The organism is Nocardia terpenica, assembly GCF_013186535.1.
In the GTDB taxonomy this organism is placed as follows: Bacteria; Actinomycetota; Actinomycetes; order Mycobacteriales; family Mycobacteriaceae; genus Nocardia; species Nocardia terpenica.
On the sequence record NZ_JABMCZ010000001.1, the window covers coordinates 462,072 to 487,377 of the forward strand.

Below are 25,306 nucleotides of genomic sequence, written 5' to 3' on the forward strand. Positions count from 1 at the left end.
AAAGGTCCGCCAGTGAGCAACGAGTCCGCGACGGGCGCCAAGGCGGTCGACGAGCAGAAGTACCTCGAGTACCTCAAGCGCCTGACCGCCGATCTGCGATCGACCCGCGAGGCGCTGTCCGCCATTCGCGAGCGCGAGCACGAGCCGATCGCGATCGTCGGCATGGCCTGCCGGTACCCGGGCGGCGTGCGCAGCCCGGAGCAGCTGTGGGAGCTGGTCGACGACGGCGTCGACGCCATCTCGACCTTCCCCGCCGACCGCGGCTGGCCGATCGCGGACCCGTCGGCCGCGCAGGGCGGATTCCTGCACGACGCGGGCGAATTCGACGCCGGGTTCTTCTCCATGGGTCCCCGCGAGGCGCTGGCCACCGATCCGCAGCAGCGCCTGATGCTGGAGGTGGCGTGGGAGTCGCTGGAGCGGGCGGGCATCGTCCCGGCCGCGCTGCGCGCCTCGGACTCGGGCGTGTTCATCGGCGCGGCCGCCTCCGGCTACGGCGTGGGCGTCACCGCGGCCCCCGAGGGCATCGAGGGCCATCTGCTGGCGGGCGGCGCGACCTCGGTCATCTCCGGGCGCATCGCCTACCACCTGGGCTGGGAGGGCCCGGTCGCGACCGTCGACACCGCCTGTTCCTCCTCGCTGGTCGCCATGCACCTGGCGGTGCAGGCCCTGCGCCGGGGCGAGTGCTCGCTCGCGCTGGCGGGCGGCGTCGCCGTGATGGCCACGCCCGCGATGTTCGCGCAGTTCAGCGCGCAGCAGGGGCTGGCCGCCGACGGCCGGGTCAAGGCGTTCTCCGATTCCGCCGACGGCACCGTCTGGTCCGAGGGCGCGGGTGTGCTGCTGCTGGAACGGCTTTCCGACGCCCAGCGCAACGGCCGCCGCATTCTCGGCCTGGTGCGCGGCACCGCCATCAATTCCGACGGCGCCTCCAACGGGCTGACCGCCCCGAACGGTCCCTCGCAGCAGCGGGTCATCCGCGCCGCGCTGACCGACGCCGGGCTGACCCCCGCCGAGGTCGACGCCGTCGACGCGCACGGCACCGGCACCTCGCTCGGCGACCCGATCGAGGCCCAGGCCCTGCTCGCCACCTACGGGCAGGACCGCAACGGCACCGGCCCGCTGCTGCTGGGCGCCCTGAAATCCAATATCGGGCACACCCAGTCCGCCGCGGGCGTCGGCGGCGTGATCAAGATGCTGCTCGCCATGCGGCACGGGCGGCTGCCGCGCACCCTGCACGTGAATACCCCCAGCACGAAGGTGGATTGGTCGGAGGGCGCGGTCGAGCTGCTGACCGAACCCACCGCGTGGCCGGTGGCCGACCGTCCCCGCCGCTCGGCGGTGTCCTCGTTCGGCATCAGCGGCACCAACGCCCACGTCGTCCTCGAGCAGGCCCCCGAGCCGGTGGCCGAGACCCGCACGGCCACAACCGTTTCCGAGGGCGTCGGCGCGTGGCTGATCTCGGCCCGCAGCGCCGAATCCCTGGCCGGTCAGGCCGCCGCGCTCGCCGAATTCACCGAGCGGTCGGCGGCCACCGCGGCCGAGATCGCCGCCGCGCTGGTCGCGACCCGGTCCACCTACGAGCATCGCGCCGTCGTCCTGGGCGCGGACCGGGACGAACTGGTCGACGGCACCCGCGCGCTCGCCGCGTCCCGTCCGCATCCGGACGTGGTGACCGGCACCGTATTACGCGGCCGCACGGCCTTCCTGTTCCCGGGCCAGGGCAGCCAGCACGCCGGGATGGGCGCGCGGCTGGCCGCGGCGTCCCCGGTGGCCGCGGCCGCGTTCGACGAGATCTTCGCCGCGTTCGACCGGGTGATCACCGACGGCTCGCTGCGGGAGGTCATGTTCGCGCCCGCCGACAGCGAATCCGCGCGGCTGCTCGACGACACCCGCTGGACCCAGCCCGCCCTGTTCGCCGTCGAGGTGGCCACCTTCCGGCTGTGGGAGAGCTGGGGCGTCACCCCGCAGCTGCTGATCGGGCACTCGGTGGGCGCGCTCGCCGCCGCGCACGTCGCCGGTGTGCTGTCGCTCGAGGACGCCGCCACCCTGGTCGCCACCCGCGCCCGCGTCATGAGCGAGCTGCCCGCCGGGGGCGCGATGGCCGCCATCGCGAGCTCCGAGGAGGAGGTGCGCGCCACCATCGGCTCGGACGAGCGGGTCGATATCGCCACCATCAACGGCCCGTCCGCGGTCGTGGTGTCCGGTGTCGCCGAGGCGGTGGACGCGCTGGTCGCCCGCTACAGCGAGCGCGGCGTCCGGTGCACCCGGCTGCGCGTCAGCCACGCCTTCCATTCGGCCCTGATGGAGCCCGCGCTCGCCGAATTGCGCACCGTCGCGGCCGGATTGACCTTCCGTCCGCCGCGCATCCCGATCATCTCCGACCAGACCGGCCGCCCCGCCGACACCGCCGAGCTGACCGATCCGAACTACTGGGTCGACCACATCCGCAAACCCGTGCGCTTCGCCGACGCGATCGCCACCGCCCGCGCCCGCTCGGTCACCCGGTTCCTCGAGGTCGGCCCCGGCCGCGCGCTGAGCACCTCGGCGCGCACCGTCGCCGACGGGGACGGCAAGCCCCTCGCCGTCATGCCCGGATTCCGGTCCGGCCGCGACGAATACCGGGAACTGCTCACCGCCGCCGCCCTGCTGCACGTGGCCGGGGTGACACCGTCGTGGCCGACCCTGCTCGGCAGCGCCGCGGCCCCCGACATCGACCTGCCCACTTACGCTTTCGACCGCACCCGCTTCTGGCTGACCCCCACCTTCGACGCCTCGGCCGCGACGACCGGCACCAGCGCCGGGTGGGAGCGGTCCTTCTGGGAGCAGGTGGAACGCGAGGACGTCGACGCACTGGTCGGCCAGCTCGGCGACCAGGACGGCGCGGCCTTGGCCGCCGTCGTTCCCGCGCTCGCACAGTGGCATCGGGATCGGCGCATCGCCGACGAACTCGCCCGGCTGCGGCTGCGCGTCACCTGGAGCGTGTGCCCGGTGCCGACCAGCCCGACGCCCGCCGGGACCTGGATCATCTTGGGCGCCAACGACTCCGACCCCGCGCTCGCCGCGCTGCGCGCCACGGGACTGGACCTGCGGGTCACGGCCGACGACGACTTCGCGACCGTGCTGAGCACCGAGAACGCGGCGGGCGTGGTGGCGGTGCCACCGGCCGGACGCGACGCCGCCGCCCAGGTCGCGGCCCTCACCGCGTGGCTGCGCACCCTCGCCACGCACGCCGAGGGCCGCACCGCCACCCCGCGGCTGTGGGTCCTCACCCGCGGCGCGGTGTCCACCTCGCGGCGCGACCCCGCCCCCGACCCGGCCGGTGCCGCCGTGTGGGGTGCGGGCCGCGCCCTCGCCCTGGAACGGTCCGACCTGTGGGGCGGCCTGATCGACCTGCCCACCGACGAGGTGGACGACCGGACGCTCGGCCGCCTGCGCGGCATCCTCGCCGGGGCGACCGGCGAGGACCAGGTCGCGCTGCGCGCCGCCGGTGCGCTCGCGCGCCGCGTCGAGCGCGCCCCCGAGGCCAGCGACCACACCGACTGGACGCCGCGCGGCACCGTGCTCATCACCGGCGGCACCGGCGCGCTCGGCGCGCACGTGGCCCGGCTCGCCGCCCGCCGCGGCGCGGCCCACCTCGTGCTGCTCGGCCGCCGCGGGGCACAGGCCCCCGGCGCGGCCGAACTCGCCGCCGAACTGCGCGCCCTGGGCGCGGAGGTCACCCTCGCCGCCGCCGACGCCGCCGACCGGGACGCACTGGCCGCCGTGCTCGCGCGCATCGACGCCGGACCCCATCCGCTGACCGCCGTGGTGCACGCCGCGGGCGTCGGCGACGATACGCCGCTCGCGGCCGCCGACGACGCGGCCGTGCGCGCCGTGCTCGACGGAAAGGCGCTCGGCGCAGAGCATCTCGACGCGCTCACCGCCGATCGCGACCTGGACCAGTTCGTGCTGTTCTCCTCCATCTCCGCGGCCTGGGGCGCGGCGGGCCAGTGCGCCTACGCCGCCGCCAACGCGCGCCTGGACGCCCTCGCCGAGCGCCGCATCCGGTCCGGGAAGCGGGCGACCTCGGTGGCGTGGGGACCGTGGCGCGGTTCCGGCATGGCCGCCGACCCCGCGGCCGACGCCCACCTGCGCCGCCGCGGCCTGAACCCGATGGATCCGGTCGTCGCGCTCGTCGCCCTGGAGCGGGCGCTGTCCGCGGCGGCCCCGGTCGGCATCGTCGCCGATGTCGACTGGCAGCGCTTCCTCCCGGCCTTCACCGTCGTGCGTCCCGCGCCGCTGTTCGACGCGTTCGCCGCCGCCCTCGACACCCCCGCTCCCGACACCGGATCCCGCACCGCGGCAACCGGTTCCGAGCTCGTCGAGCACATCGCCGCGGCCGGAGCCGCCCAGGCACCCACCGTCGTGCTGGATGTGGTGCGTGCCGTGACGGCCGGGGTGCTCGGGCACGCGGGCGGCGACGCCGTCGACCCCGACCGCACCTTCGGCGACCTCGGGGTGGACTCGGTGGCCGCGCTGGCGCTGCGCGACGGATTGGTCGCGCCCGCGGGCAGGCCGCTGCCCGCGACCGCCGTCTTCGACCACCCGACCCCCCGCGCGCTGGCGCACTGGCTGCTCGACGAATTGGTCGGCGCCGCAGCCGGTCCCGCGGTCCCGGCCGCGACCACCGCCGCCGTCGACGACGATCCGATCGTGATCGTGGGCCTGGGCTGCCGCTTCCCGGGCGGTGTGGATGGCCCGGACAGCTTCTGGGAACTGCTGGCCGGCGGCCGGGACGTGATCGGCCCGCTGCCCGACGATCGGGGCTGGGACCCGAACCTGGTGGCGCAGGCGCCCGGCGGCGGATTCCTGTCCGACGCCGGGGGTTTCGACGCGGCGTTCTTCGGGATCTCCCCGCGCGAGGCGCTGGCCATGGATCCCCAGCAGCGGGTGCTGCTGGAGGTGGTGTGGTCGGCGCTCGAGCACGCCGGGATCGACCCGGTATCGCTGCGGGACAGCCGAACCGGCGTCTTCATCGGCTCGAACGGGCAGGAATACGCCACCGCCCTGGCCTTCTCGGGCGAGGACGTCGGCGGGCACGTGACGACCGGCACCGCGGCGAGCGTGCTGTCCGGCCGCATCTCCTACACGCTCGGCCTGTCCGGCCCCTCGGTGACGGTGGACACCGCGTGCTCGGCGTCGCTGGTGGCCCTGCACCAGGCGGTGCACGCGGTGCGCGCCGGGGAGTGCGAGCGCGCCCTGGCGGGCGGCGTCACGGTGATGGCGGGACCGGGCGCGTTCGCGGAGTTCTCGCGGCTGGGCGCGCTGTCGGTGGACGGGCGCTGCCGGGCCTTCGCCGACGGCGAGGGCGGCACCGGCTGGGGCGAGGGCTGCGGCGTGGTCGTGGTCGAACGGCTCAGCGCCGCCCGGGCGCGCGGCGGCCGGGTGCTGGCCGTGGTGCGCGGGTCCGCGATCAACTCCGACGGCGCCTCCAACGGTCTCACCGCCCCGAACGGTGTTGCGCAGCAGCGAGTGCTGCGCGCGGCCCTCGAGGTCGCGGGCGTGCGCGCCGACGATATCGACGCCATCGAGGCGCACGGCACCGGCACCGCACTGGGCGACCCGATCGAGGCGTCCGCGCTGCAACAGGTGTTCGGCGGTGGGTCGCGGCGCGATCCGCTGTGGCTGGGCTCGGTGAAGTCCAATATCGGCCACACCCAGGCCGCCGCCGGTATCGCCGGGGTGATCAAGATGGTGCTGGCGCTGTCGCGCGGCTGGCTCCCGGCCACCCTGCACGCGAATGTGCCCTCCCGCCACGTGAATTGGGACTCCTCGGTGCTGGAGCTGGTCCAGGAGGGCCGGAGGTGGCCGGAGCGAGAGGACGGCGCCCGGTTCGCCGGTGTGTCGGCGTTCGGCATGTCCGGAACGAATGCGCACATGGTGTTGCAGGCGCCCGAACCCGTCGCCGAGTCCGACCGGACCGGAGAACCCGCCGGGGCCGATCCCGTTCTGATCAGCCCGATCGTCCCGTGGATCTTCTCCGCCCGCACCCGGTCCGCGCTGACCCGGATCGCCGAGGGGCTGATCCCGGTCGCGGAATCGGGGGCGGACCTGAGCGGGGTGGCGCGAGCCCTGTTGCGCCGCAGCACCTTCGGCTACCGCGCGATGCTGCCGGTCGACAGCGGCCACCACGGCGTGTGCGCCGCCGCGCGACTACAGGCGTTCACCGCCGCGCAGGGCGCCGGGCCGGTGGACGGCATCATGTCCGGTGTCGCCGAAAGCTCCTCGCCCCGCACGGTATTCGTGTTCTCCGGCCAGGGCGGGCACTGGGCGGGCATGGGCGCGGGGCTGTGGGACACCTCCCCGGTGTTCCGGGCCCGGCTGTCCGAATGCGCCGACGCGCTGGCCGAGGTCTGCGATCTGGATGTGGTGGAGGTGCTGCGGTCGGGCCGCGAACTCGACGGCGACGCCGTGGTGCAGCCCGTCACCTGGGCCGTGATGGTGGCCCTCGCGGCGATGTGGCGGGCGGCGGGCGTCACGCCCTACGCCGTCGTCGGACACTCGCAGGGCGAGGTCGCGGCGGCCGTGGTCGCCGGTGCGCTGTCGGTGGCCGACGGCGCGCGGGTGGTGGCCGCGCGCTCCCGCTTGGTGGGCGCCCTGGCCGGTTCCGGCGGCATGGTGTCGTTCGGCTGGTCCGAGGCCGAGGTGCGCGAGCATCTCGCCGAGCTCGACGGCGGCGACGCGCTGACGGTGGCCGCGCTCAACGGCCCCGCCGCCACCGTGGTGGCGGGCCCGGACGAGCCGCTGGGCCGCCTGATGGCGGTCGCCGAGCGCGCCGGGGTCCGCAATCGCCGAGTGGCCGTGGACTATCCGTCGCACTCCCCGGCCATGGACGCGCTGCGACCGCAGCTGCTGGCGGCGCTGGACGGGATCGCGCCCGCGGACCGGACCGTCGACGGCATCCGCTGGTGGTCCACCGCCCGCGGCGGCTGGCTGGACCCGGCACAGGCCGGGGCCGACTACTGGTTCGACAACCTGCGTCAACCGGTGCGGTTCCGCCCCGCCATCGAGGCGCTGCTGGCCGACGGCTGCCGCGTGCTGATCGAGGCCGGACCGCATCCGACGCTGCGGCCCGCGATCTGGGAGATCGCCGAGAGCCTGGACCTGCCCGAGACGGGGCCCGGCGCGGTGACGGCGATCGCGACCCTGCGGCGCGACGCCGACTGGCCCTATCAGCTGCTGTGCGTGTTCGCGCGGGCCTGGATGTCGGGCGTGGACATCGACTGGTCCCGGATCCACATCCCGGCCGAAACCCGGTCCGAGACACCGGATCTGCCCACCTACCCGTTCGAGCACACCCGCTTCTGGCCCGCGCCGCCCGCGCTCGCGGCACCCACCTCGGTGGACGCCGCCTGGGCCGCGCCGCTGTGGGCCGGAATCGACCGGGCCGATGTCGACGCCCTGGCCACCGAGCTCGCCGTCGCCCCGGACGCCCCCTTCGCGGAGGTCGTTCCGGCACTGGCCGCCTGGCGCGACCGCCGCCGCGAGGGGTCGATGATCGACGGGTGGCGCTACCACATCGCGTGGCATCCGCTGCCCGACCCGGCCCCGGCGCACCTGACCGGAACCTGGCTGCGCGCCACCGCCGCGGGCGCGCCCGGCGCGGTGGCCGACGAGGTCACCCGCGTGCTGCGCGCGGCCGGGGCCACCGTGGTCGACCTCGAGGTCGCGGCCGACCTCGGACACCGGTCGGTGGCCGCTTCCCGGCTGCGCGCCCTGGCCGCCGAGCACGGCGAATTCGCCGGTGTGATCGGCCTGACGGGCCTGCTCACCGGCGTCGACGACGCCTTCGACGCGCTGCACCCGACCACGCCGCGCGGGCTCACCGCGACGCTGCATCTGGTGCAGGCCCTCGGCGACGCCGGGGTGACCGCACCGCTGTGGCTGGTGACCCGCGGCGGCGTCTCGATCGGCCCCTCCGATCGGCTCTCGGCCGCGGAACCGGCGCTGATCTGGGGCTTCGGCCGGGTCGCGGCCACCGAGCATCCCGACCGCGTGGCCGGTCTGATCGACCTGCCCGCCTCGGTCCACGACGGATTCGACGACCGCGCCGCCCGCCGATTCGTGGGCGTGCTCGCCCGGGCGGGGGCACTGGGCGCGGAAGACCAACTCGCGCTGCGCGATTCGGGCATCCTCGGCCGCCGGTTCGTGCGCTTGCGCCGCCCGGCCGCCGAGACTCCCGTGCAACCCTGGCGGCCGCGCGGCACCGTTCTGGTCACCGGCGGCACCGGCGCCATCGGCGGCCATCTGGCCCGCTGGCTGGCCCGCGGCGGCGCCGAGCATCTGGTGCTGGTGTCGCGCCGCGGCCCGCAGGCGGCGGGCGCGGCCGAGCTCACCGCGGAACTCGAGGCGCTGGGCGCGCGGGTGACCGTGGTGGCCTGCGATGTCGGCGACCCGGCCGCCGTCGCCGACCTGCTCGCCGAGATCGACGCGGGCCCGAGCCCGCTGCGGGCGGTCATGCATGCCGCCGGGGCACTCGACGACGGCCTCGTGCAGGACCTCGACGCCGACCGATTCGAGGTCGGGTTGCGGCCCAAGGCCGGTGGCGCGGTGGTGCTGGACCTCGCGACCCGCGGCCGGGATCTCGACGCGTTCGTGCTGTTCTCCTCCACCTCCGGCGTGCTCGGCGGCACCGGTCTGGGCAACTACGCGCCCGGCAACGCCTTCCTCGACGCGCTGGCGCTGCTGCGCCGCGACGCGGGGGAGCGGGCCACCGCGATCGCGTGGGGCCACTGGGGCGGCGAGGGCGGCATGGCCCGCGGCGAGGTCGGCGCCCGTTTGCAGCGCTACGGCGTGGTGGACATGGCGCCCGAGACCGCGTTGCAGGCGCTACAGGTGGTGCTCGACCACGACGAAACCAGCCTGGTGGTCGCGGCTTTCGACTGGCAGCACTTCGCGCCCGCCTTCGTCGGCGCCCGCCCCGCCCCGCTGCTGGCCGAGCTGCCGGACGCCCAGCAGGTGCTGGCCGCGACCCGCGGCGGCACCGCCGAGCGGGCCGATCGCCCCGCGCTGGTCGCGCTGCTGGCGGACGTGCCGCCCAAGGATCGGCCCGCGGAGATCGGGAAGGTGGTCCGCTCGTATGTGGCCGCCATTCTGGGACATTCGGGTCCCGAGGCGATCGTGCCCGGCACCGCGTTCCGCGACCTCGGCATCGACTCGCTGACCGCGGTCGAGCTGCGCAATGCGCTGGGCAAGGCGGTCGGGATGCGGCTGCCCGCCACGCTGGTGTTCGACTACCCGACCCCCGCGGCGCTCACCGAGTTCATCATCGAGCACGTCGCGGGCTCGGTCGACGGCCCGTCCACCGCCCGCCCCGCCGCCCCGGCGACCACCGCCGTCGGCGCGGACCCCGTGGTGATCGTCGGCATGAGCTGCCGCTTCCCCGGCGGCGTGCGCACCCCCGAGGACCTGTGGGAGCTGCTGGTCGACGGGCGCGACGCCATGCGCCCGTTCCCCACCGATCGCGGCTGGGATCTGGAGGCGCTGTACTCGCCTGATCCGGACCGGCCCGGGACCTCGTACGCACGCGACGGTGGATTCCTGGTCGGCGCCGCGGAATTCGACGCGGAGTTCTTCGGCATCTCCCCGCGCGAGGCCCTCGCGATGGACCCCCAGCAGCGGATATTGCTGGAGGTGTCGTGGGAGGCGTTGGAGCGGGCCGGAATCGACCCGTCCGCGCTGCGCGGCTCGGCGACCGGCGTCTTCGCGGGCACCAACGGTCAGGACTACGCGGGACTGCTGGTGGCCTCCGGCGAGGATGTCGGCGGCTACATCGGCACCGGCAATGCCGCGGCCGTGCTGTCCGGGCGCGTGGCCTACGCCCTCGGGCTGGAGGGTCCGGCGGTGACGGTGGATACGGCGTGCTCGGCCTCGCTGGTCGCGCTGCATCAGGCCGCGGCCGCGCTGCGATCCGGTGAGTGCGATCTGGCCCTGGCCGGTGGCGCGACCGTGATGGCGACTCCCGGTCTGTTCCAAGAGTTTTCGCGCCAGCGCGGACTGTCCGCCGACGGCCGCTGCAAGGCGTTCGCGGATGCCGCCGACGGCACCGGCTTCTCCGAGGGCGCGGCGGTCCTCGTGCTGGCCCGCCAATCCGATGCGGTGGCCGCCGGGTACCCGATCCTCGCCGTGGTGCGCGGTTCCGCCATCAATTCCGATGGTGCGTCGAATGGTTTGACCGCGCCCAATGGTCCGTCGCAGCAGCGGGTCATCCGGTCCGCGCTGGCCATGTCCGGATTGACCCCGGCCGAGGTCGACATGGTCGAAGCGCACGGCACGGGTACGACTTTGGGTGATCCGATCGAGGCGCAGGCGGTGCTGGCGACCTATGGTCAGGATCGTGAGCGGCCGTTGTGGTTGGGTTCGATCAAGTCGAATGTGGGTCATACGCAGGCGGCTGCGGGTGTGGCGGGTGTGATGAAGTCGGTGCTTGCGTTGCAGCACGGGCGAATTCCGGCCACTCTGCACGTGGATGCACCGTCTTCGCATGTGGATTGGTCGGCCGGTGCCGTCGAGCTGGTGACCGAAACGGTGGACTGGCCGGACACCGGACGTCCACGGCGCGTGGGTGTTTCGTCGTTCGGTATCTCCGGCACCAATGCCCACGTGATCATCGAACAGGCCCCCGAGCCCGCCGTCACGACCGCGGAAGACACTGTGGCCGAGGTGCTTCCGGTGCTGCCCCTGATCCTGTCCGGCCGCACCCCGGCGGCGCGGGCGGCGCAGGCCGGTGCCCTGGCGGAGCTGTGCGCGGATACCGACCCACGGCTGCCCGCCTTGGCGAGCGCGCTCGGACGGCGCACCGCCTTCGATCATCGCGCGGTGGTCCTGGCCTCCGACCGCGACGGTGCGCATGCGGGCCTGGGTCTGGCCTCGAACGGCGATCAGGGCCCGAATGTCGTTGCGGGCTCGGTGATCTCCGGATCGACCGGTGTCGTCTTCGCCGGACAGGGCTCGCAGCACGCCGGAATGGGCCGGGACCTGTATGCGGCCTTCGACGCCTACGCGGACGCCTTCGATCAGGTGTGCGTGGAGTTCGACCGCTGGTTGGATCGTCCGCTGCGCGACGTGGTGTTCGGCTCCGAACCGGGCCTGGTGGATCGGACCGGGTTCACTCAGCCCGCCCTGTTCGCGTTCGAGGTGGCGCTGTACCGGTTGCTCGAATCCTGGGGCCTGCGTGCGGATGTCGTGCTCGGCCACTCGATCGGCGAGATCGTGGCCGCCCACGTGGCGGGCGTTCTGACCCTGGCGGACGCGGTGCGGCTGGTGGCCGCCCGCGCCGGACTGATGGAGGCGCTGCCCGAGGGCGGCGTCATGGTTGCGGTGGCGTGCGCTGAGGAGGTGGTCGCCCCGCTGCTCGCCGGACACGAGGACACCGTCGGCATTGCCGCGGTCAACGGCCCACACTCGGTGGTGCTGTCGGGACTGGGCGAAACGGTCGACTCGATCGTGGAAATCCTGCGGGACAAGGGCATTCGCACGCGCCGCCTGACGGTGAGCCACGCCTTCCACTCCCCGCTGGTGGAGCCCATGCTCGCCGAATTCGAGCGGGTGGTCACGGAACTGGAGTTCGCCGAGCCGCGCATCGCCCTGGTCTCGGCGCTCACCGGGGCCGAGGTGGGTCGGGCCGAACTGTCCGACCCGCGCTGGTGGGTCCGGCACGTCCGCGAGGCCGTGCGCTTCGCCGACGCGGTCGAGGCGGCCGCCGCCGCGGGAGCCACCCGATTCGTGGAACTGGCGCCGCGCGCGGTGCTGCGACCGTCCCTGGAGCAGGTGCTGGCCGACGCCGTGGTGGTCTCGACCGGCACCCGCGCCGAAACCGGCACGGACGCGGTGGAATCGGTCGTCACCGCGGTGGCCCGCCTGTGGGTCTCCGGCGGCGAGGTGAATCCCGTGGCCTGCCTCGGCGACGCCACCCCCGGTGCCACCGAACTGTTCGAGCACCTGCCGACCTACCCGTTCCAGCACCGCCACTACTGGCCCGTGCTCGACCACGCCGCCCTCGCCCGGCGCACCGACCCGCGGTCGGCCACCGACGAATTCTGGCGGCTGATCACCACCGGCGAGCCCGACGACATCGCCCGCGCGCTCGGCATCGACACGGCGGCCCTCGCCCCCGTGCTGCCCGCGCTCGCGGCCTACGACGAGCGCCGCCGCGACACCTCGGCCACCGACGGCCTGCGGCTGCGCGTCGCCTGGCGCAAACTGCCCGAACCGGCCCCGGCCGCCCTGCGCGGCCGCTGGCTCGTCGCCTGCGCGCCGGATACGGTGCCGCACAACGATTTCCAGCAGACCCTGATCGACGCGCTGGACCGCGCGGGAGCCGACATCGTCCGCCTCACCGCCGAGGACCGGGGCGACGCCCGCACCGCCTGGTCCGAGGCACTGCGCCCGGTGCTCGGCGAGCCGATCGCCGGAGTGGTGTCACTGCTGGCCGCCGCGGACCCCGAGCCGGAACAGCCTGTGCCAGCGGGCTATTCGGCCACGATCGCCCTGGTGCAGGCGCTGACCGATGCCCGGGTGACCGCGCCGGTGTGGGCGGTGACCGTCGACGCCGGTGCCGCCCCCGACCAGGCCATGGCCGCCTCGTTCCTGCGCGTGGCGGGGCTCGAACATCCCGAATTGCGCGGCGGCATAGTCGATCTCCCCGATCGCGCGCCCAATCGGCAGCTTACCCAGCTGTTCGCCGCCGCCGTCGCCGGGCGGACCGGGGAGGACGAGATCCGCCTCCGCGACGGCGCGGCCTTCGGCCGACGGCTCGTGACCGTGCCCGCCGCCCCGGCCGCCACCGAATCCGGCCGGTTCGCCGCCGACGGCACCGTGCTCGTCACCGGCGGCACCGGCGCCATCGGCGGCCACCTGGCCCGCTGGTGCGCCGCCAACGGCGCCGCCCACCTCGTGCTCGTCGGCGCCCGCGGCCCGCAGGCGCCCGGCGCCACGGAACTCGCGGCCGAACTCACCGACCTCGGCGCGACGGTGGACATCGTCGCCGCCGACGCCGCCGACCGCACGGCCATGCGGGCGGTCCTGGACGGGCTGCCCGCCGACCGGCCGCTGCGCGCGGTGATCCACGCCGCCGCCGTCCTCGACGACGCGACCATCACCGCCATCACCCCCGAGCAGGTGGCCCGCGCGCTGCGGGTCAAGGTCGGCGGCGCCCGGCTGCTCGACGAGCTCACCGCCGACGCCGATCTCGAGGCGTTCGTGCTGGTTTCGTCGCTGGCGGGCGTGCTCGGCGCCCTCGGCCAGGGCAACTACGCGCCCGGCAATGCCGCCCTCGACGCCCTCGCGCAGGCGCGTACCCGGCGCGGCCTGCCCGGCTCGGCGATCGCCTTCGGCTCCTGGGCGGGCGGCGGCATGGTCGACGGCGAGCTGGACGCGCGCCTGCGCGCCGCCGGTATGCGGGCACTGGAACCCGCCCGCGCCACCGCCGCCTTCGGCGCCCACCTCGCCGTCGGCAGGCGGCTCGGCACCGGCGGACCGGCCTACGAGATCGTCGCCGACTTCGACTGGACCCGGTTCACCCCGGCGCACCTGGCCGGGCGACCGGACTCCCGGCTGCTCGCCGAGATCCCCGCCGCCCGCGAATTCCTCGGCGCGGCAAAGGAAGCCGACACTCCGACCGGCGGTCTGGCGGCACTGCTGTCCGAACTCCCGGCTCACGAGCACGCCCTGACCGTCGACGCCCTGGTGCGGCGGCACGTCGCCGCCGTGCTCGGCCACGACGGCGCCGAGGCGATCGACCCGGTCGTGACCTTCGGTTCGCTCGGCGTGGAATCGCTTGCCGCGGTGGAGATCCGCAATGTGCTCTCCGGTGTCACCGGCCTCGCGCTGCCGCCGACCCTGGTGTACGACTACCCCACCCCGGCGGCGGTGACCGACTACCTGCTCGGGCTCGTCCAGCCGGAGGAGCCCGCCCGCCCCGCACCGGTGCGCACGCCGCGGCCCGGCGGCGGCGACCCGGTGGCCGTGGTCGGCATCGGCTGCCGATTCCCGGGCGGGGCCGACACCCCGGAGCGGTTCTGGGACCTGCTGCTGCACGGCACGGACGCGGTCGGCGACTGGCCGGACCGGCGGCAGTGGGACCTGCTCATCGACCCGGCGGACACCATCACCACGCGGGGCGCGTTCCTCGACGAGATCGACGGCTTCGATCCCGCGTTCTTCGGCATCTCCCCGCGCGAGGCGCTGGCCATGGATCCGCAGCAGCGGCTGCTGCTCGAAATCTGCTGGGAGGCAACCGAACGCGCCGGGATCGACCCGTCGACCCTGCGCGGCAGCCGCACCGGCGTGTTCGTGGGCACCAACTCCCAGGACTACGCCTCGCGACCGATGGAACTGCGCAACGGTGCGGAGGCCCAGCTCGGCACCGGCACCTCCGCGAGCGTGCTGTCGGGCCGGATCTCCTACGTGTTCGGCGCGGAGGGGCCGTCGATGACCGTCGACACCGCCTGCTCCTCGTCGCTGGTCGCGCTGCACCTGGCCGCCCGCGAACTGCGTTCGGGCGACTGCGATCTCGTCCTCGCGGGCGGCGTCACGGTGATGTCCACGCCGGGCCTGTTCGCCGAGTTCACCCGGCAGGGCGGGCTCGCCGCCGACGGCCGCTGCAAGGCGTTCGCCGACGAGGCCGACGGCACCGGCTGGGGCGAGGGCGCGGGAATCCTGGTGCTGGAACGGCTTTCGGATGCTCGCGCCGCCGGGCACCCGGTGCTGGCCGTGCTCTCCGGCACCGCGGTCAACTCCGACGGCACCTCCAACGGCCTGACCGCGCCGAACGGGTTGTCGCAGGAGCGGGTCATCCGCTCCGCCCTGGAGGCCGCCGATCTCGCGGCCGAGGACGTGGACCTGATCGAGGCGCACGGCACCGGCACCACGCTCGGCGACCCGATCGAGGCGCGCGCCCTGCTGAACACCTACGGCAGCGCCCACCGCGACCGGCCGCTGTGGCTGGGCTCGGTGAAGTCCAACATCGGCCACACCCAGGCCGCCGCGGGCGTCGCCGGGGTCATCAAGGCGATCCTGGCGCTGCGGCACGAGACCGTGCCCGCCACCCTGCACGCCGAAACCCCGACCCGGCACGTGGATTGGACCACCGGCGGCATCGAACTCGTGCAGGCGCCCGTCGCCTGGCCCGCGAACGGACGGCCGCGGCACGCGGGCGTCTCCGCCTTCGGCCTGTCCGGCACCAACGCGCACGTCATCATCGGCGACGCCCCCGAGGACGACCGGCCCGCCCCCGAGGCCGAGACGCCCCGACTGATGCGGACACCGATCCCGTGGGTGCTCTCCGCGCGCACCCCGGCGGCGCTGGCGGACCTCGCGCAGCGGGTGGCCGAGCACACCGACGGGACCGACATCGATCCGATGGCGGTGGCCCGCACCCTGGCCACCGGCCGGGCCGCGTTCGAGGAGCGGGCCGTGGTGCTCGGCCCCGACACCGCGGCACTGTCCACCGCGCTGCGCACCGTCGGTGACGAGAACGCGCCCGCCACAACCACTCTCGTGCGCGGCCGGGCGCGCCGCGGCCGCACCGCCGTGGTGTTCACCGGCCAGGGCGGGCAGCGCCCCGGCATCGGCGCGGAGCTGGCGACGGCGTTCCCGGTGTTCGCCGCGGCCGTCGAGGAGGTCGTCGCGGCCCTGCGCGCGGCCGGTGGCGACGAGGTGGCCGACGCGGTCACCGTCGCCATCACCGCACCGGCGGGCCCCGGCGACGCCGCCTGGCTGGACCGCACCGAACTGGCGCAGCCGACCCTGTTCGCGCTGTCCACCGCGCTGTTCCGGCTGCTCGAATCCTGGGGCGTCGACATCGACGTCGTCACCGGGCATTCCGTCGGTGAGATCGTGGCCGCGCACGTCGCGGGCGTGCTCACCCTGGACGCCGCCGCCCGGTTCGTCGTGGCCCGCGGCCGCGCCATGGCCGCGCTGCCCGAGGCGGGCGGCATGCTGTCGATCACCGCGGGCGAGGACGTCGTGTCCACACTGCTCGACGACCTCGACGCCGGGCTGCGCGACCGGGTGTCGGTGGCCGCGGTGAACGGTCCCGCCGCGGTGGTGGTGGCGGGCGGCGACGACGCCCTCGCCGCGCTCGCCGAGCGGGCCGCCGAGCGCGGCCTGCGGACCCGCCCGCTGCGGGTCAGCCACGCCTTCCACTCGCCGCTGATGCGGCCCTGCCTCGACGACCTCGCGGCCGCGGCCGAAACCGCCGCCCGCGACGCCTCGGTGGCCGTGCGCTCGGTGGTGTCCACCCTCACCGGCGGCCCGGTCGGGCGCGGCGAACTCGCCGATCCCGCGCACTGGGTGGAACACGCCCGCCGCCCGGTCCGCTTCGCCGACGCCGTGGCCGCGCTGCGGGAGCAGGGTGTCACCCGATTCCTCGAGGTGGGCCCGGACGCCGGTCTCGCCGGTGTCATCGCCCAGGGCGTGGCCGACGAGGAGCCGGAGGCCCGGCCGGTCGCGGTGCCGCTGCTGCGCCGCGACACCCCCGAACCGGTGGCCGCGCTCGCCGCGCTGGCCGCGCTGTACGCCGATGGCGGCCAACTGGATTGGGCGCGGCTGCTGGACGACGGCACCGCGCGGGCGGTGCTGCCGACCTATCCGTTCCAGCGCCGCTCCTACTGGCTGCGCGCCGACGCGACACCGGTGACGGCGGCGGTCCTGGGCGATATGCGCCATCCGCTCGTCCCGATCACGCTGCACGACCCCACCGGCGGCGTGACCCTCGCCGGGCGGCTGTCGCTGCGCGCGCATCGCTGGCTCACCGAGCACACCATCGGCGGCACGCCGATCGTGCCCGGCGCGGCCTTCGTCGACCTCGCCATCCGGGCGGGCGACGAGACCGACGCGCCCTGCGTCGAGGAACTGCTCCTGGACGTGCCGCTGCCGCTGGACACCGGCGACCTGGACGTGCGGGTCATGGTCGCGCCCGCGACCGAGGACGGCCGACGCGCGCTGACCGTGCACGCCCGCCCGGCCGACGACCCGGACGCGGCCTGGACCCGGCACGCCCGGGGCCGACTGGGTGAGCCAGGGGAAACCCTTGCCGCACCGGGCGATTGGCCCCCGACGGACGCCGACCCGATCGAGGGCACGCCCCCGCAGTGGTATGCCGACGCCGAGGCGGCGGGCTTCGCCTACGGACCCGTCTTCCGCGGGCTCCGGCGAGTCTGGACCGCGGCGGGCGAACACGGCACGGACGTCTTCGCCGAGGTCGCCCTCCCCGACGACGCCCACCCACCGGCCGATGCCTTCGCCCTGCACCCGGCCCTGCTGGACGCGGCCACCCACGCCCTGGTGGTGGCGGGATCGCGGCTGACCACCGACGGTGTGCTGCCCTTCCTGTGGGCCGGTGTCACCCTGCACCTCGAGGGCGCCCGCGCCCTGCGGGTGTGGTTCCGGGCCGGAGCCAACCCCGACGAGTTCGCGGTCGTCGCGACCGATACCGAGGGCACGTCGGTCTTCGAGGCGACGGCGCTGCGGCTGCGGCCCGCCGCCGACCGCAGCCACACCGAAGACGCTGCCCCGCAGGGCATTCGCGACGACGGGCTGGTGCTCGCGGTGCCGCGGACCGTTCCGCTGGACGCCGAGGTCCCCGCGATCGCCGGTCGCCGCTGGGCCGTCGTCGGCGACGATCCGTTCGACGTGGCCGCCACGCTCGACGCGGTGAACGTGCACCTCGAGGTCTACTCCGACCCGCACGTGCTGGCCCAGGCGTGCGAATTCGGCGCGGTCGCGCCGCCGGTCCTGTTCACCGGCATCGCCGGAACCGACCCCGAATCCGGTTCCGCCCCGGCCGAACTCGCGCCCCGGCGGTGCGCCGAGATCCTCGATCTGGTCCGCGCCCTGGTGGCCGAACCGGCGCTCGCGGACAGCCGCCTGGCCGTCCTGCTCTGCGGTGCCCGCCCCGACGGCGAACTCGCCGATCCGGTGAGCGCGGCGGTGGCCGGATTTGTGCGGACGCTGGCCGCCGAGCACCCGGGTCGCCTGGTCCTGGTGCACGTGGATTCCGATGTGCCACAGGCCGATTCGCTCGCGACGGCCGTGACGAGCGGGCACGGCGAGGTCGTGCTCCGCGACGGGGCGACCCATCTCCCGGCGTGGCAGCGCCGGACGGTACCGCTGACCCCCGGCACGCACCTGCTGCGCGAGCCGGGCACCGTGCTGGTGACCGGCGCGACCGGCGGGCTGGGCACGGTCATGGTTCGCCACCTCGTCGCCGAGTGCGGCGTGCGCCGCCTGGTGCTGGCCTCCCGCGGCGGAACCGAGGTCATCGACCTGGCGGACGCCGAGGTCACCGCCGTCGCCTGCGACGTGACCGACCGCGCGGCGCTGGCCGCGCTCGTGGACGGCATCGCCGATCTGCGCGCGGTCGTGCACATCGCCGGTGTCATCGACGACGCGACCGCCGCGACCATGCGCCCCGAGCAGATCGACCGCGTCTTCGCCCCCAAGGCCGCTGCCGCGTGGGCGCTGCACGAGCTGACCGCCGACCGGGACCTCGACGCCTTCGTCCTGTTCTCCTCGGCCGCCGGTCCGCTGGGCTCGGCCGGGCAGGCGAACTACGCCGCCGCCAACGCCTTCCTCGACGCCCTCGCCGCGCACCGGCGCGGCCTGGGCCTGCCCGGCACCGCCATCGCGTGGGGCAGCTGGGCGCCGATCGAGGTCACCGGCCGCGAGACGCGGGGCATGACCGCCCGCGCCACCGGGTCCGACCGGGCCCGCGTCGCCGGGTACGGCATGCGCCCGATCCTCGCGGCCGAGGGCGCGCGACTGTTCGACGCCGCCCTGGCCGCGCCCGCGGCCGCCGTGCTGGCGCTCGCCGTCACGAACCGGTCCCGGTCCGTGATCGACGGCCCCGCAACCGGATTCGAGGAACTGGTCGGCGGCGGCAAGGCCCGGCCCGCACGCCGCCGGGCTGCGGCGAGTGGTACCGAGACGACCAAGGCGACCCCGGCCGCGGGCTCCGCGCTGCCCACCGACCCGGCCGCGCGCAGGCAGGCGCTGGCGGGCCTGGTCATCGCGCGGGTGGCCGAGGTCCTCGGCCACGACGACACCGCGGAGGTCACCGGCGACATGTCGTTCGTCGAACTGGGCATCGACTCGCTGACCGCGGTCGAGCTGCGCAACCGGCTCGAGGCGGCCACCGGCCTGCGGCTGCCCCCGACCATCGTGTTCGACGTGGCCGGACCCGGCGACCTGGCCGACTACCTCGCCGACCGGCTCGACCAGGCCGGATCCGCGACGGCCGACACCGACCGGGCCCCGGCAGAGGTGGTCGCGGCCCCGGAGGAGACCCTCGCCGGTCTGTTCCGGGTCGCCGTCGAGCAGGGCAAGATGGACGAGGGCTTCGCGCTGCTACAGGCCGCGGCCGAGCTGCGCCCGACCTTCACCGGTCCCGCCGACCTCGAGCGGCGGCCGGTCCCGATCCGGCTGGTGTCGCAGGGCCGCAACCCGACGCCGATCTTCGCCTTCAGTTCCTATGTGGCGCTGGCCGGTGTCCACCAGTACGCGCGCCTGGCCTCGATTTTCCGCGGGGACCGCACGTTCTGGGCGCTGCCCGCGCCCGGCTTCGGCACCGGTGAGCCGCTGCCCGCCTCGCTCGACGCGGTCGCGCGGTTGCAGGCCGAGGACGTCCTCGCCCGCTGCGGGGACACCCCGCCGATCCTGCTCGGCTCGTCCTCGGGCGGCACCCTCGCCCAGGCCACCGCCGACGAGCTCACCCGCCGCGGGGTCCGACCGGCCGCCATCGTGCTGATCGACACCTACCACCCGAAGGTGGACTCCCCGTTCGCGCGGTTCGCGGCGGAGATGATCGGCGGCATGTTCGACCGGGAGGAGACCTTCGCGCGCATGACCGTCGACCGGCTCAGCGCGATGAGCTGGTACCTGCGCACCATCGGCGAATGGGAACCGCCGACCGGACCCGAACCCATCCTGCTGCTGCGCGCTGGGGACCCGCCGGTGGACCTGCGCGCCGAGGACGGCACCCCGCTGCCCAAGGCGGAGTGGCAGACCAGTTACGAGCGCGCCGATCTGGTGCTCGACGTTCCCGGCAACCACTTCACGATGATGGAGACCCACGCGCGCTCGACCGCCGCGGCCATCCGGGACTGGCTCGCCACCGTTCTCGCCGAGGACGGCCCGGAAGACAAGAAGGACTAGGAGATTCGACCATGCGCGTGCTGTTCGCATGCCTGCCCGAGCGGTCCCACCTGTACTGCATGGTGCCGCTCGCCTGGGCGATGACCGCCGCCGGACACCAGGTGCGCGTGACGGCCCCGCCGTCGTTCGTGCCGACGGTGCAGCAGACCGGCCTGACCGCGGCCCCGCTGAGCTCGGAGGGCACCATCCACGAGCTCATGGCCGCGGCCCCGCCGGAGACCCAGGACGAGCCCACCACCAACTGGAGCCGCTGCGAGCCGGGCGAGGTGAGCTGGCCGGAGCTGCTGGAACGGTACGAGGTGAGCGTGCCGTACGGGTTCGCCCTCTACAACGACCACATGGTCGACGACCTGGTGGATCTGGTCCGCGACTGGCGGCCCGACCTGGTCGTGCGCGACCCGATCGCCTTCGCGGCCGGTCTCGCCGCCCACGTCGGGCACGTGCCGCAGGTCCGGCTGCTGTGGTCCGCGGACGTGTGGGGCCGCACCCGCCGCACCTTCCGCGGGCTGCGCGCGGCGGATCCCGCCCGCACCGCCGACCCGCTCGCCGCGTGGCTCGGCGAGGCGGCCGCCCGCTTCGGCACGACCTACGACGAGGTGATCTCCGACGGGCTCGCCACCATCGACATGCTCCCGCCCCCGCTGCGCCTGCCGTCGGATCTGACCGAGCTCCCCATGCGGTACATCCCGCACAACGGCCCGGCCAGCACCCCCGACTGGCTGCGCGCCCCGGCCGAGCGGCCCCGCGTCTGCCTCACCCTCGGCACCGCCAACACCGAAGGCTATGGGGCGGACTACGTTTCGGTGCCCAATGTGCTGCGGGCGTGTGCGGACGCCGACTTCGAGGTGGTGGCCACCCTGCTGCCCGCCCAGCAGGAGGCGGTGCGCGCGGCCGGACCGCTGCCCGCCACCGCGCGCCTGGTCGATCCGGTGGCGCTGCACCTGCTGCTGCCGACCTGCGCCGCGATCGTGCACCACGGCGGCTTCGGCTCCTTCGCCACCGCGCTCGCCGCCGGAATTCCGCAGCTCATGGTGTCGACCTCGTTGGCCGACAACGAGTTCCGGGGCCGCGCGTTCGAACGCACCGGCGCGGGCCGGTTCTTCCACCACACGCAGGCGCGCCCGGACACCGTGCGCGACGCCCTGGACAAGCTGCTCGCCCCCGGATCCGGTGCCCCGCAGGCCGCCGCCGCGCTCGCCGCGGAGGTGGCCGCCATGCCCACCCCGGCCGCCGTCGTGCCCCGGCTGGAGGAGATCGCCGCGGCATACTGATTTTTGTATGGTTGTGCAAGATCTCGGAAATGCGTGCTAATCTCAGCACATGTCTTCGGATAATGGCGCGGTCTTGCGAGAACGCACGTTCACCGAGGTCGCCCGCCGCGACCAGATCGTGCGGGCCGCGATCGCGACGCTCGCCGAGGTCGGCTACGCCAAGACCTCGCTGGGCAAGATCGCCCGCACCGCGGGCCTGAGCAGCGTCGGCATGATCTCCTACTACTTCGACGGCAAGGCCGAGCTGATGTCCGAGGTCGTCGCGACGGTCCTGGCCGGGGCGGAGGCCGAGGTCGGCCCGCGCGTGCGCGAGGCCCCCGGCAGGCTCGCCGCCCTGCGCGCCTACATCGAGGCGTCGCTGTCCTACATCGCGGGGCACCCCGCCGAGATGGCCGCGCTGTTCGAGATCTCCTCCGGCCAGCGCAAGCAGGAGGAGTCCTACGGCGAGAACATCGAGGCCGCCGGCGTGCAGATCGTCGCCGACCTCGTCGCCGGGGCCCAAGCCGAACTCGGCACCCCGGACGCCCTCGATCCCCACGTCGTCGCGGTCGCGGTGCGCGGTGCCATCCACATGGCGCTCGCGCAGCGGATGCACGAGCCCGCCGACGTTTCCCGGCCGAAAGCACGCCGGGATGACGATATAGGCGCATGCCGGGATGACGATATGGGTGCATGCCGGGATGACGATGTGGGTGCATGCCGGGATGACGATGTGGGTGCCCGCATCGCCGACCTGTTCGAGCGATCGCTGCGTTTCGTTCCCCCCGCAGGAGACCCGCGATGACCCTCCCCACCACCCCCACCGCCGACGCCGCCGCGCGCTGGCGCCCCTGGTACAACCGGCTGCGCGTGCTGGTCCTGGTGAACGCCGTGCTGGCCACGATCCTGCTGATCGGCGCCATCCGCTCACCCCACCTGCCGTCCCAGGCGTGGAACCGTGTCGGCGCGGCATTCGCCCTGTCGCTGGTCTACATCGCGCTGGTGTTCTGGCTCAACCGCGGCGTGCAGACCTCGCCCGTCGCCCTGCAGCGCCTGCACCGGTCCGCCCTGTTCGGCCCCATCGGCATGCTCATCGTCATCTGCGTGCCCGGCGAATACCCGATGTGGATGCGCGGCGAGCAGGTGGTGCAGCTGCTGCTCCTGCTGGGCGTGGTCTACATCGTCCGCCGCCCGGAGGTCGACGCCATGTTCCCGGGCTGGAAACAGTTGCCGAACCGCCGTCGCCGTCGCCGCGCCGCCCGCTGATCGGGGCGGCCGGGCCGAGGCACCGATGGCGCACATCCTGCTCATCCAGTATCCGGCCAGCGGCCACATCAACCCCACGCTGCCGGTGGTCGAGGAACTGGTCCGGCGCGGGCACCGGGTGAGCTTCGTGGTCTCGGAGGACTACCGCGAGATCGTCGAGGCCACCGGGGCGCGCATGCTGGCCTATCCCTCGCTGGTGCCGCCCGGCTGGTCCGGGGTCGAGATCCCGCTGCACCCCAGCGGCGACGAACTCGCCCGCGCCCACATCGACATGATCCACGAGACGCTCACCCCGCTGCCGTCGATCGTCGCGTCCCTGGGCGCGGACCGGCCCGATGTCGTCGTCTACGACGTGCTCGGCTGCGCCGCGGGCCGGATGCTGTCGCTGGCCTGGAAGGTGCCCTCGGTCGTGGTCTGCCCGACCTTCGCGGAGAACGAGACGTACTCGCCGTACACCGCCGCCGCCGATATTCCCGCGCCCGGCCCCGATCATCCGCTGCTGCGCCAGGCCGCCGCCGTCGTTCGCACCGCGCTGGACGCCTGGGGGCTGCGGCACGTCACGGTCCCGGAGTTCCTGTCCGGCGCGGGGGAGCGGTGCTGGCTGGTGTTCCTGCCGCGCGCATTCCAGTTGGGCGAGAACACCTTCGACGAGCGGTACCACTTCGTCGGCCCGTGCCTGCGGTCCGGCGCCGACGACACCGGCTGGTCGCCGCCGCCCTCGGGCCGCCCCGTCGTGCTGGTCTCGCTGGGCACCCTGCACTACGACGGGTCGGCGGCGCTGCTGCGCCGGGCGGTCGAGGCGACGCAGCGGGAGGGGGCGCACGCCGTCGTCGCGCTCGGCGAGGTCGACCCGGCGGCGCTCGGCCCCCTCGGCGAGCACGTCGAGCTGCACCGCCGGGTCCCGCAGCTGGCGGTGCTGCGCCACGCCGCCGCGTTCGTCTCGCACGCGGGCATGAACTCGACGATGGAGGCGCTGGCGCACGGCGTCCCGCTGGTCGACCTGCCGCAGACCGGCGAGCAGCGGATGGTGGCCCGGCGGGTGTCCGGCCTCGGCCTGGGTTGCGCGCTCGACCCGGAGACCGCGACCGCCGCCCACATCGCCCGCGCCCTGCACCTGGTGCGCACCTCGGCCGCGGTGCGCGATCGGGTCGCCCGGATGCGGGCGGCCGTCGCCGCGGGCGGCGGGGCGCGCGCCGCCGCCGATCTGATCGAGTCCAGGATTGCGGTGTTCCACTAGAAACCGCCGCCGACGCTTCAGGGTCCCGCGCCGTCCGTGTTGTTCTTCAATAAACGACTCGGTCGACACTCCAGGGAGCGTCATGACTTCATCCCGCACGGCCACCCCGCTCGGCGTCGGTGCCCTCACGGACGCCGATCCCGGCGCCCTGCTCGCGCTCGGTTCGCCACCGCCGGTGGAAACCGACGGTGGCGCAACGCTTCTCGAGTGGCTGCGGGTCCGGCGCGCCGCGGGTCCGATCTGGCGCGACGACCGGGGCCACTACCACCTGTTCCGGCACGCCGACCTGATCGCCGTCGTCTCCGATCCCGCGACCTACTCCTCCGATACGGTGACCCGCCCCAGCGGCGGCACCGAATCCCCGCCGCCGGGCACCCTGCTGCTGATGGATCCGCCGTGGCACCGCACCATGCGCCGGCTGGTCACCAAGGCGTTCAGCGCGCGCCGGGTGAACGATCTCGGCACCCGGATCGCCGAACTCGCCGCCGAACTGCTCGACGACATCGCCGCGCGCACACCGGATGCGGACGGCGGCGTCGAGGTCGACCTGGTCGACACCTTCGCCAATCCGCTGCCGGTCACCGTGATCGCGGAGCTGCTCGGCGTCCCGTTCGACGACCTCGACAAATTCCAGAAGTGGGCGGACTGCCTGCTGACCGACAAGATGGACGACCCCGAGGGCGCGGCCCGGCTCAACACCACCATCCTGGAGATGCGGGACTACCTGCAGGGGCGCGTGGACATCCGGCGAGCCGAGCCCGCCGCGGACCTGATCGGCACCCTGGTCGCCGCCGAGGTCGACGGCCGCACCCTCACCGATCGCGAGGCGATCAACTTCGCGGCGTTGCTGCTGCTCGCCGGGCACGTGACCACGGCCGTGCTGCTCGGCAACACCCTGCTGTGCCTGGACACCGCCCCGGGTGAGTGGGCGGCGCTGCGCGCGGACCCGTCCCGCATCCCCGCGGTGCTCGAGGAGGTGCTGCGCCTGCGCCCGCCGTTCCTGGCCATCGAGCGGGTGACCACCGGCCCGGTCGAGCTCTGCGGTGAGCAGCTGCCGGAGAACGCGGTCATCCACCTGTGGCTGCTGTCGGCCAACCGGGACGAGCGGGTCTTCGAGGACCCGGATGCGTTCCGCCCCAACCGATCCGAGTCGATGCAGATCGCCTTCGGGCACGGCATCCATCACTGCCTGGGCGCCTCGCTGGCGCGGATGGAGGGCAAGATCGCGATGGAGCTGATGCTGGAGCGGTTCGACGACGTCCAGGTCCGGCGCGACGAGGAGTTGCGGTGGCATCAGGACAATGTGCTCGGCGCCCGGCACCTGCCGTTGCGGATCGTCCCGAGCCGGCGGGCGTGAGGGAAG

Annotated in this window: 6 protein-coding genes; all 6 read left to right on the plus strand. The window is 74.5% G+C overall.

Annotated features, from left to right (window positions below; genetic code table 11):
• Positions 1–12 precede the first annotated feature (12 nt).
• Positions 13–20,190, plus strand: a complete 20,178-nt coding sequence (locus HPY32_RS02160) for a type I polyketide synthase (RefSeq protein ID WP_067582587.1) — start codon at positions 13–15, stop codon at positions 20,188–20,190.
• Positions 20,191–20,201: 11 nt separating this feature from the next.
• Complete coding sequence (locus HPY32_RS02165; RefSeq protein ID WP_067582590.1) at positions 20,202–21,461, plus strand: nucleotide disphospho-sugar-binding domain-containing protein; 1,260 nt, start codon at positions 20,202–20,204, stop codon at positions 21,459–21,461.
• 49 nt (positions 21,462–21,510) lie between these two features.
• A complete protein-coding gene (locus tag HPY32_RS02170; RefSeq protein WP_067582593.1) occupies positions 21,511–22,245 on the plus strand; it encodes a TetR/AcrR family transcriptional regulator in 735 nt (244 codons plus the stop codon).
• The gene (locus tag HPY32_RS02175; RefSeq protein ID WP_067582596.1) at positions 22,242–22,706 is read left to right on the plus strand and encodes a hypothetical protein; all 465 of its coding nucleotides are present in this window, start codon (positions 22,242–22,244) and stop codon (positions 22,704–22,706) included. The genes HPY32_RS02170 and HPY32_RS02175 overlap by 4 nt, the downstream gene beginning before the upstream one ends.
• Before the next feature lie 25 nt (positions 22,707–22,731).
• Positions 22,732–23,943, plus strand: a complete 1,212-nt coding sequence (locus HPY32_RS02180) for a macrolide family glycosyltransferase (protein WP_067582598.1) — start codon at positions 22,732–22,734, stop codon at positions 23,941–23,943.
• An 82-nt stretch (positions 23,944–24,025) separates the two neighbouring features.
• Positions 24,026–25,300, plus strand: a complete 1,275-nt coding sequence (locus tag HPY32_RS02185) for a cytochrome P450 (RefSeq protein ID WP_082870919.1) — start codon at positions 24,026–24,028, stop codon at positions 25,298–25,300.
• Positions 25,301–25,306 lie beyond the last annotated feature (6 nt).

Bases quoted from the DNA above. Each gene is read 5' to 3' on its own strand.
- HPY32_RS02165 (WP_067582590.1), top strand. From the start codon at position 20,202: ATGCGCGTGCTGTTCGCATGCCTGCCCGAGCGGTCCCACCTGTACTGC.
- HPY32_RS02185 (WP_082870919.1), top strand. From the start codon at position 24,026: ATGACTTCATCCCGCACGGCCACCCCGCTCGGCGTCGGTGCCCTCACG.
- HPY32_RS02170 (WP_067582593.1), top strand. From the start codon at position 21,511: ATGTCTTCGGATAATGGCGCGGTCTTGCGAGAACGCACGTTCACCGAG.
- HPY32_RS02180 (WP_067582598.1), top strand. From the start codon at position 22,732: ATGGCGCACATCCTGCTCATCCAGTATCCGGCCAGCGGCCACATCAAC.
- HPY32_RS02175 (WP_067582596.1), top strand. From the start codon at position 22,242: ATGACCCTCCCCACCACCCCCACCGCCGACGCCGCCGCGCGCTGGCGC.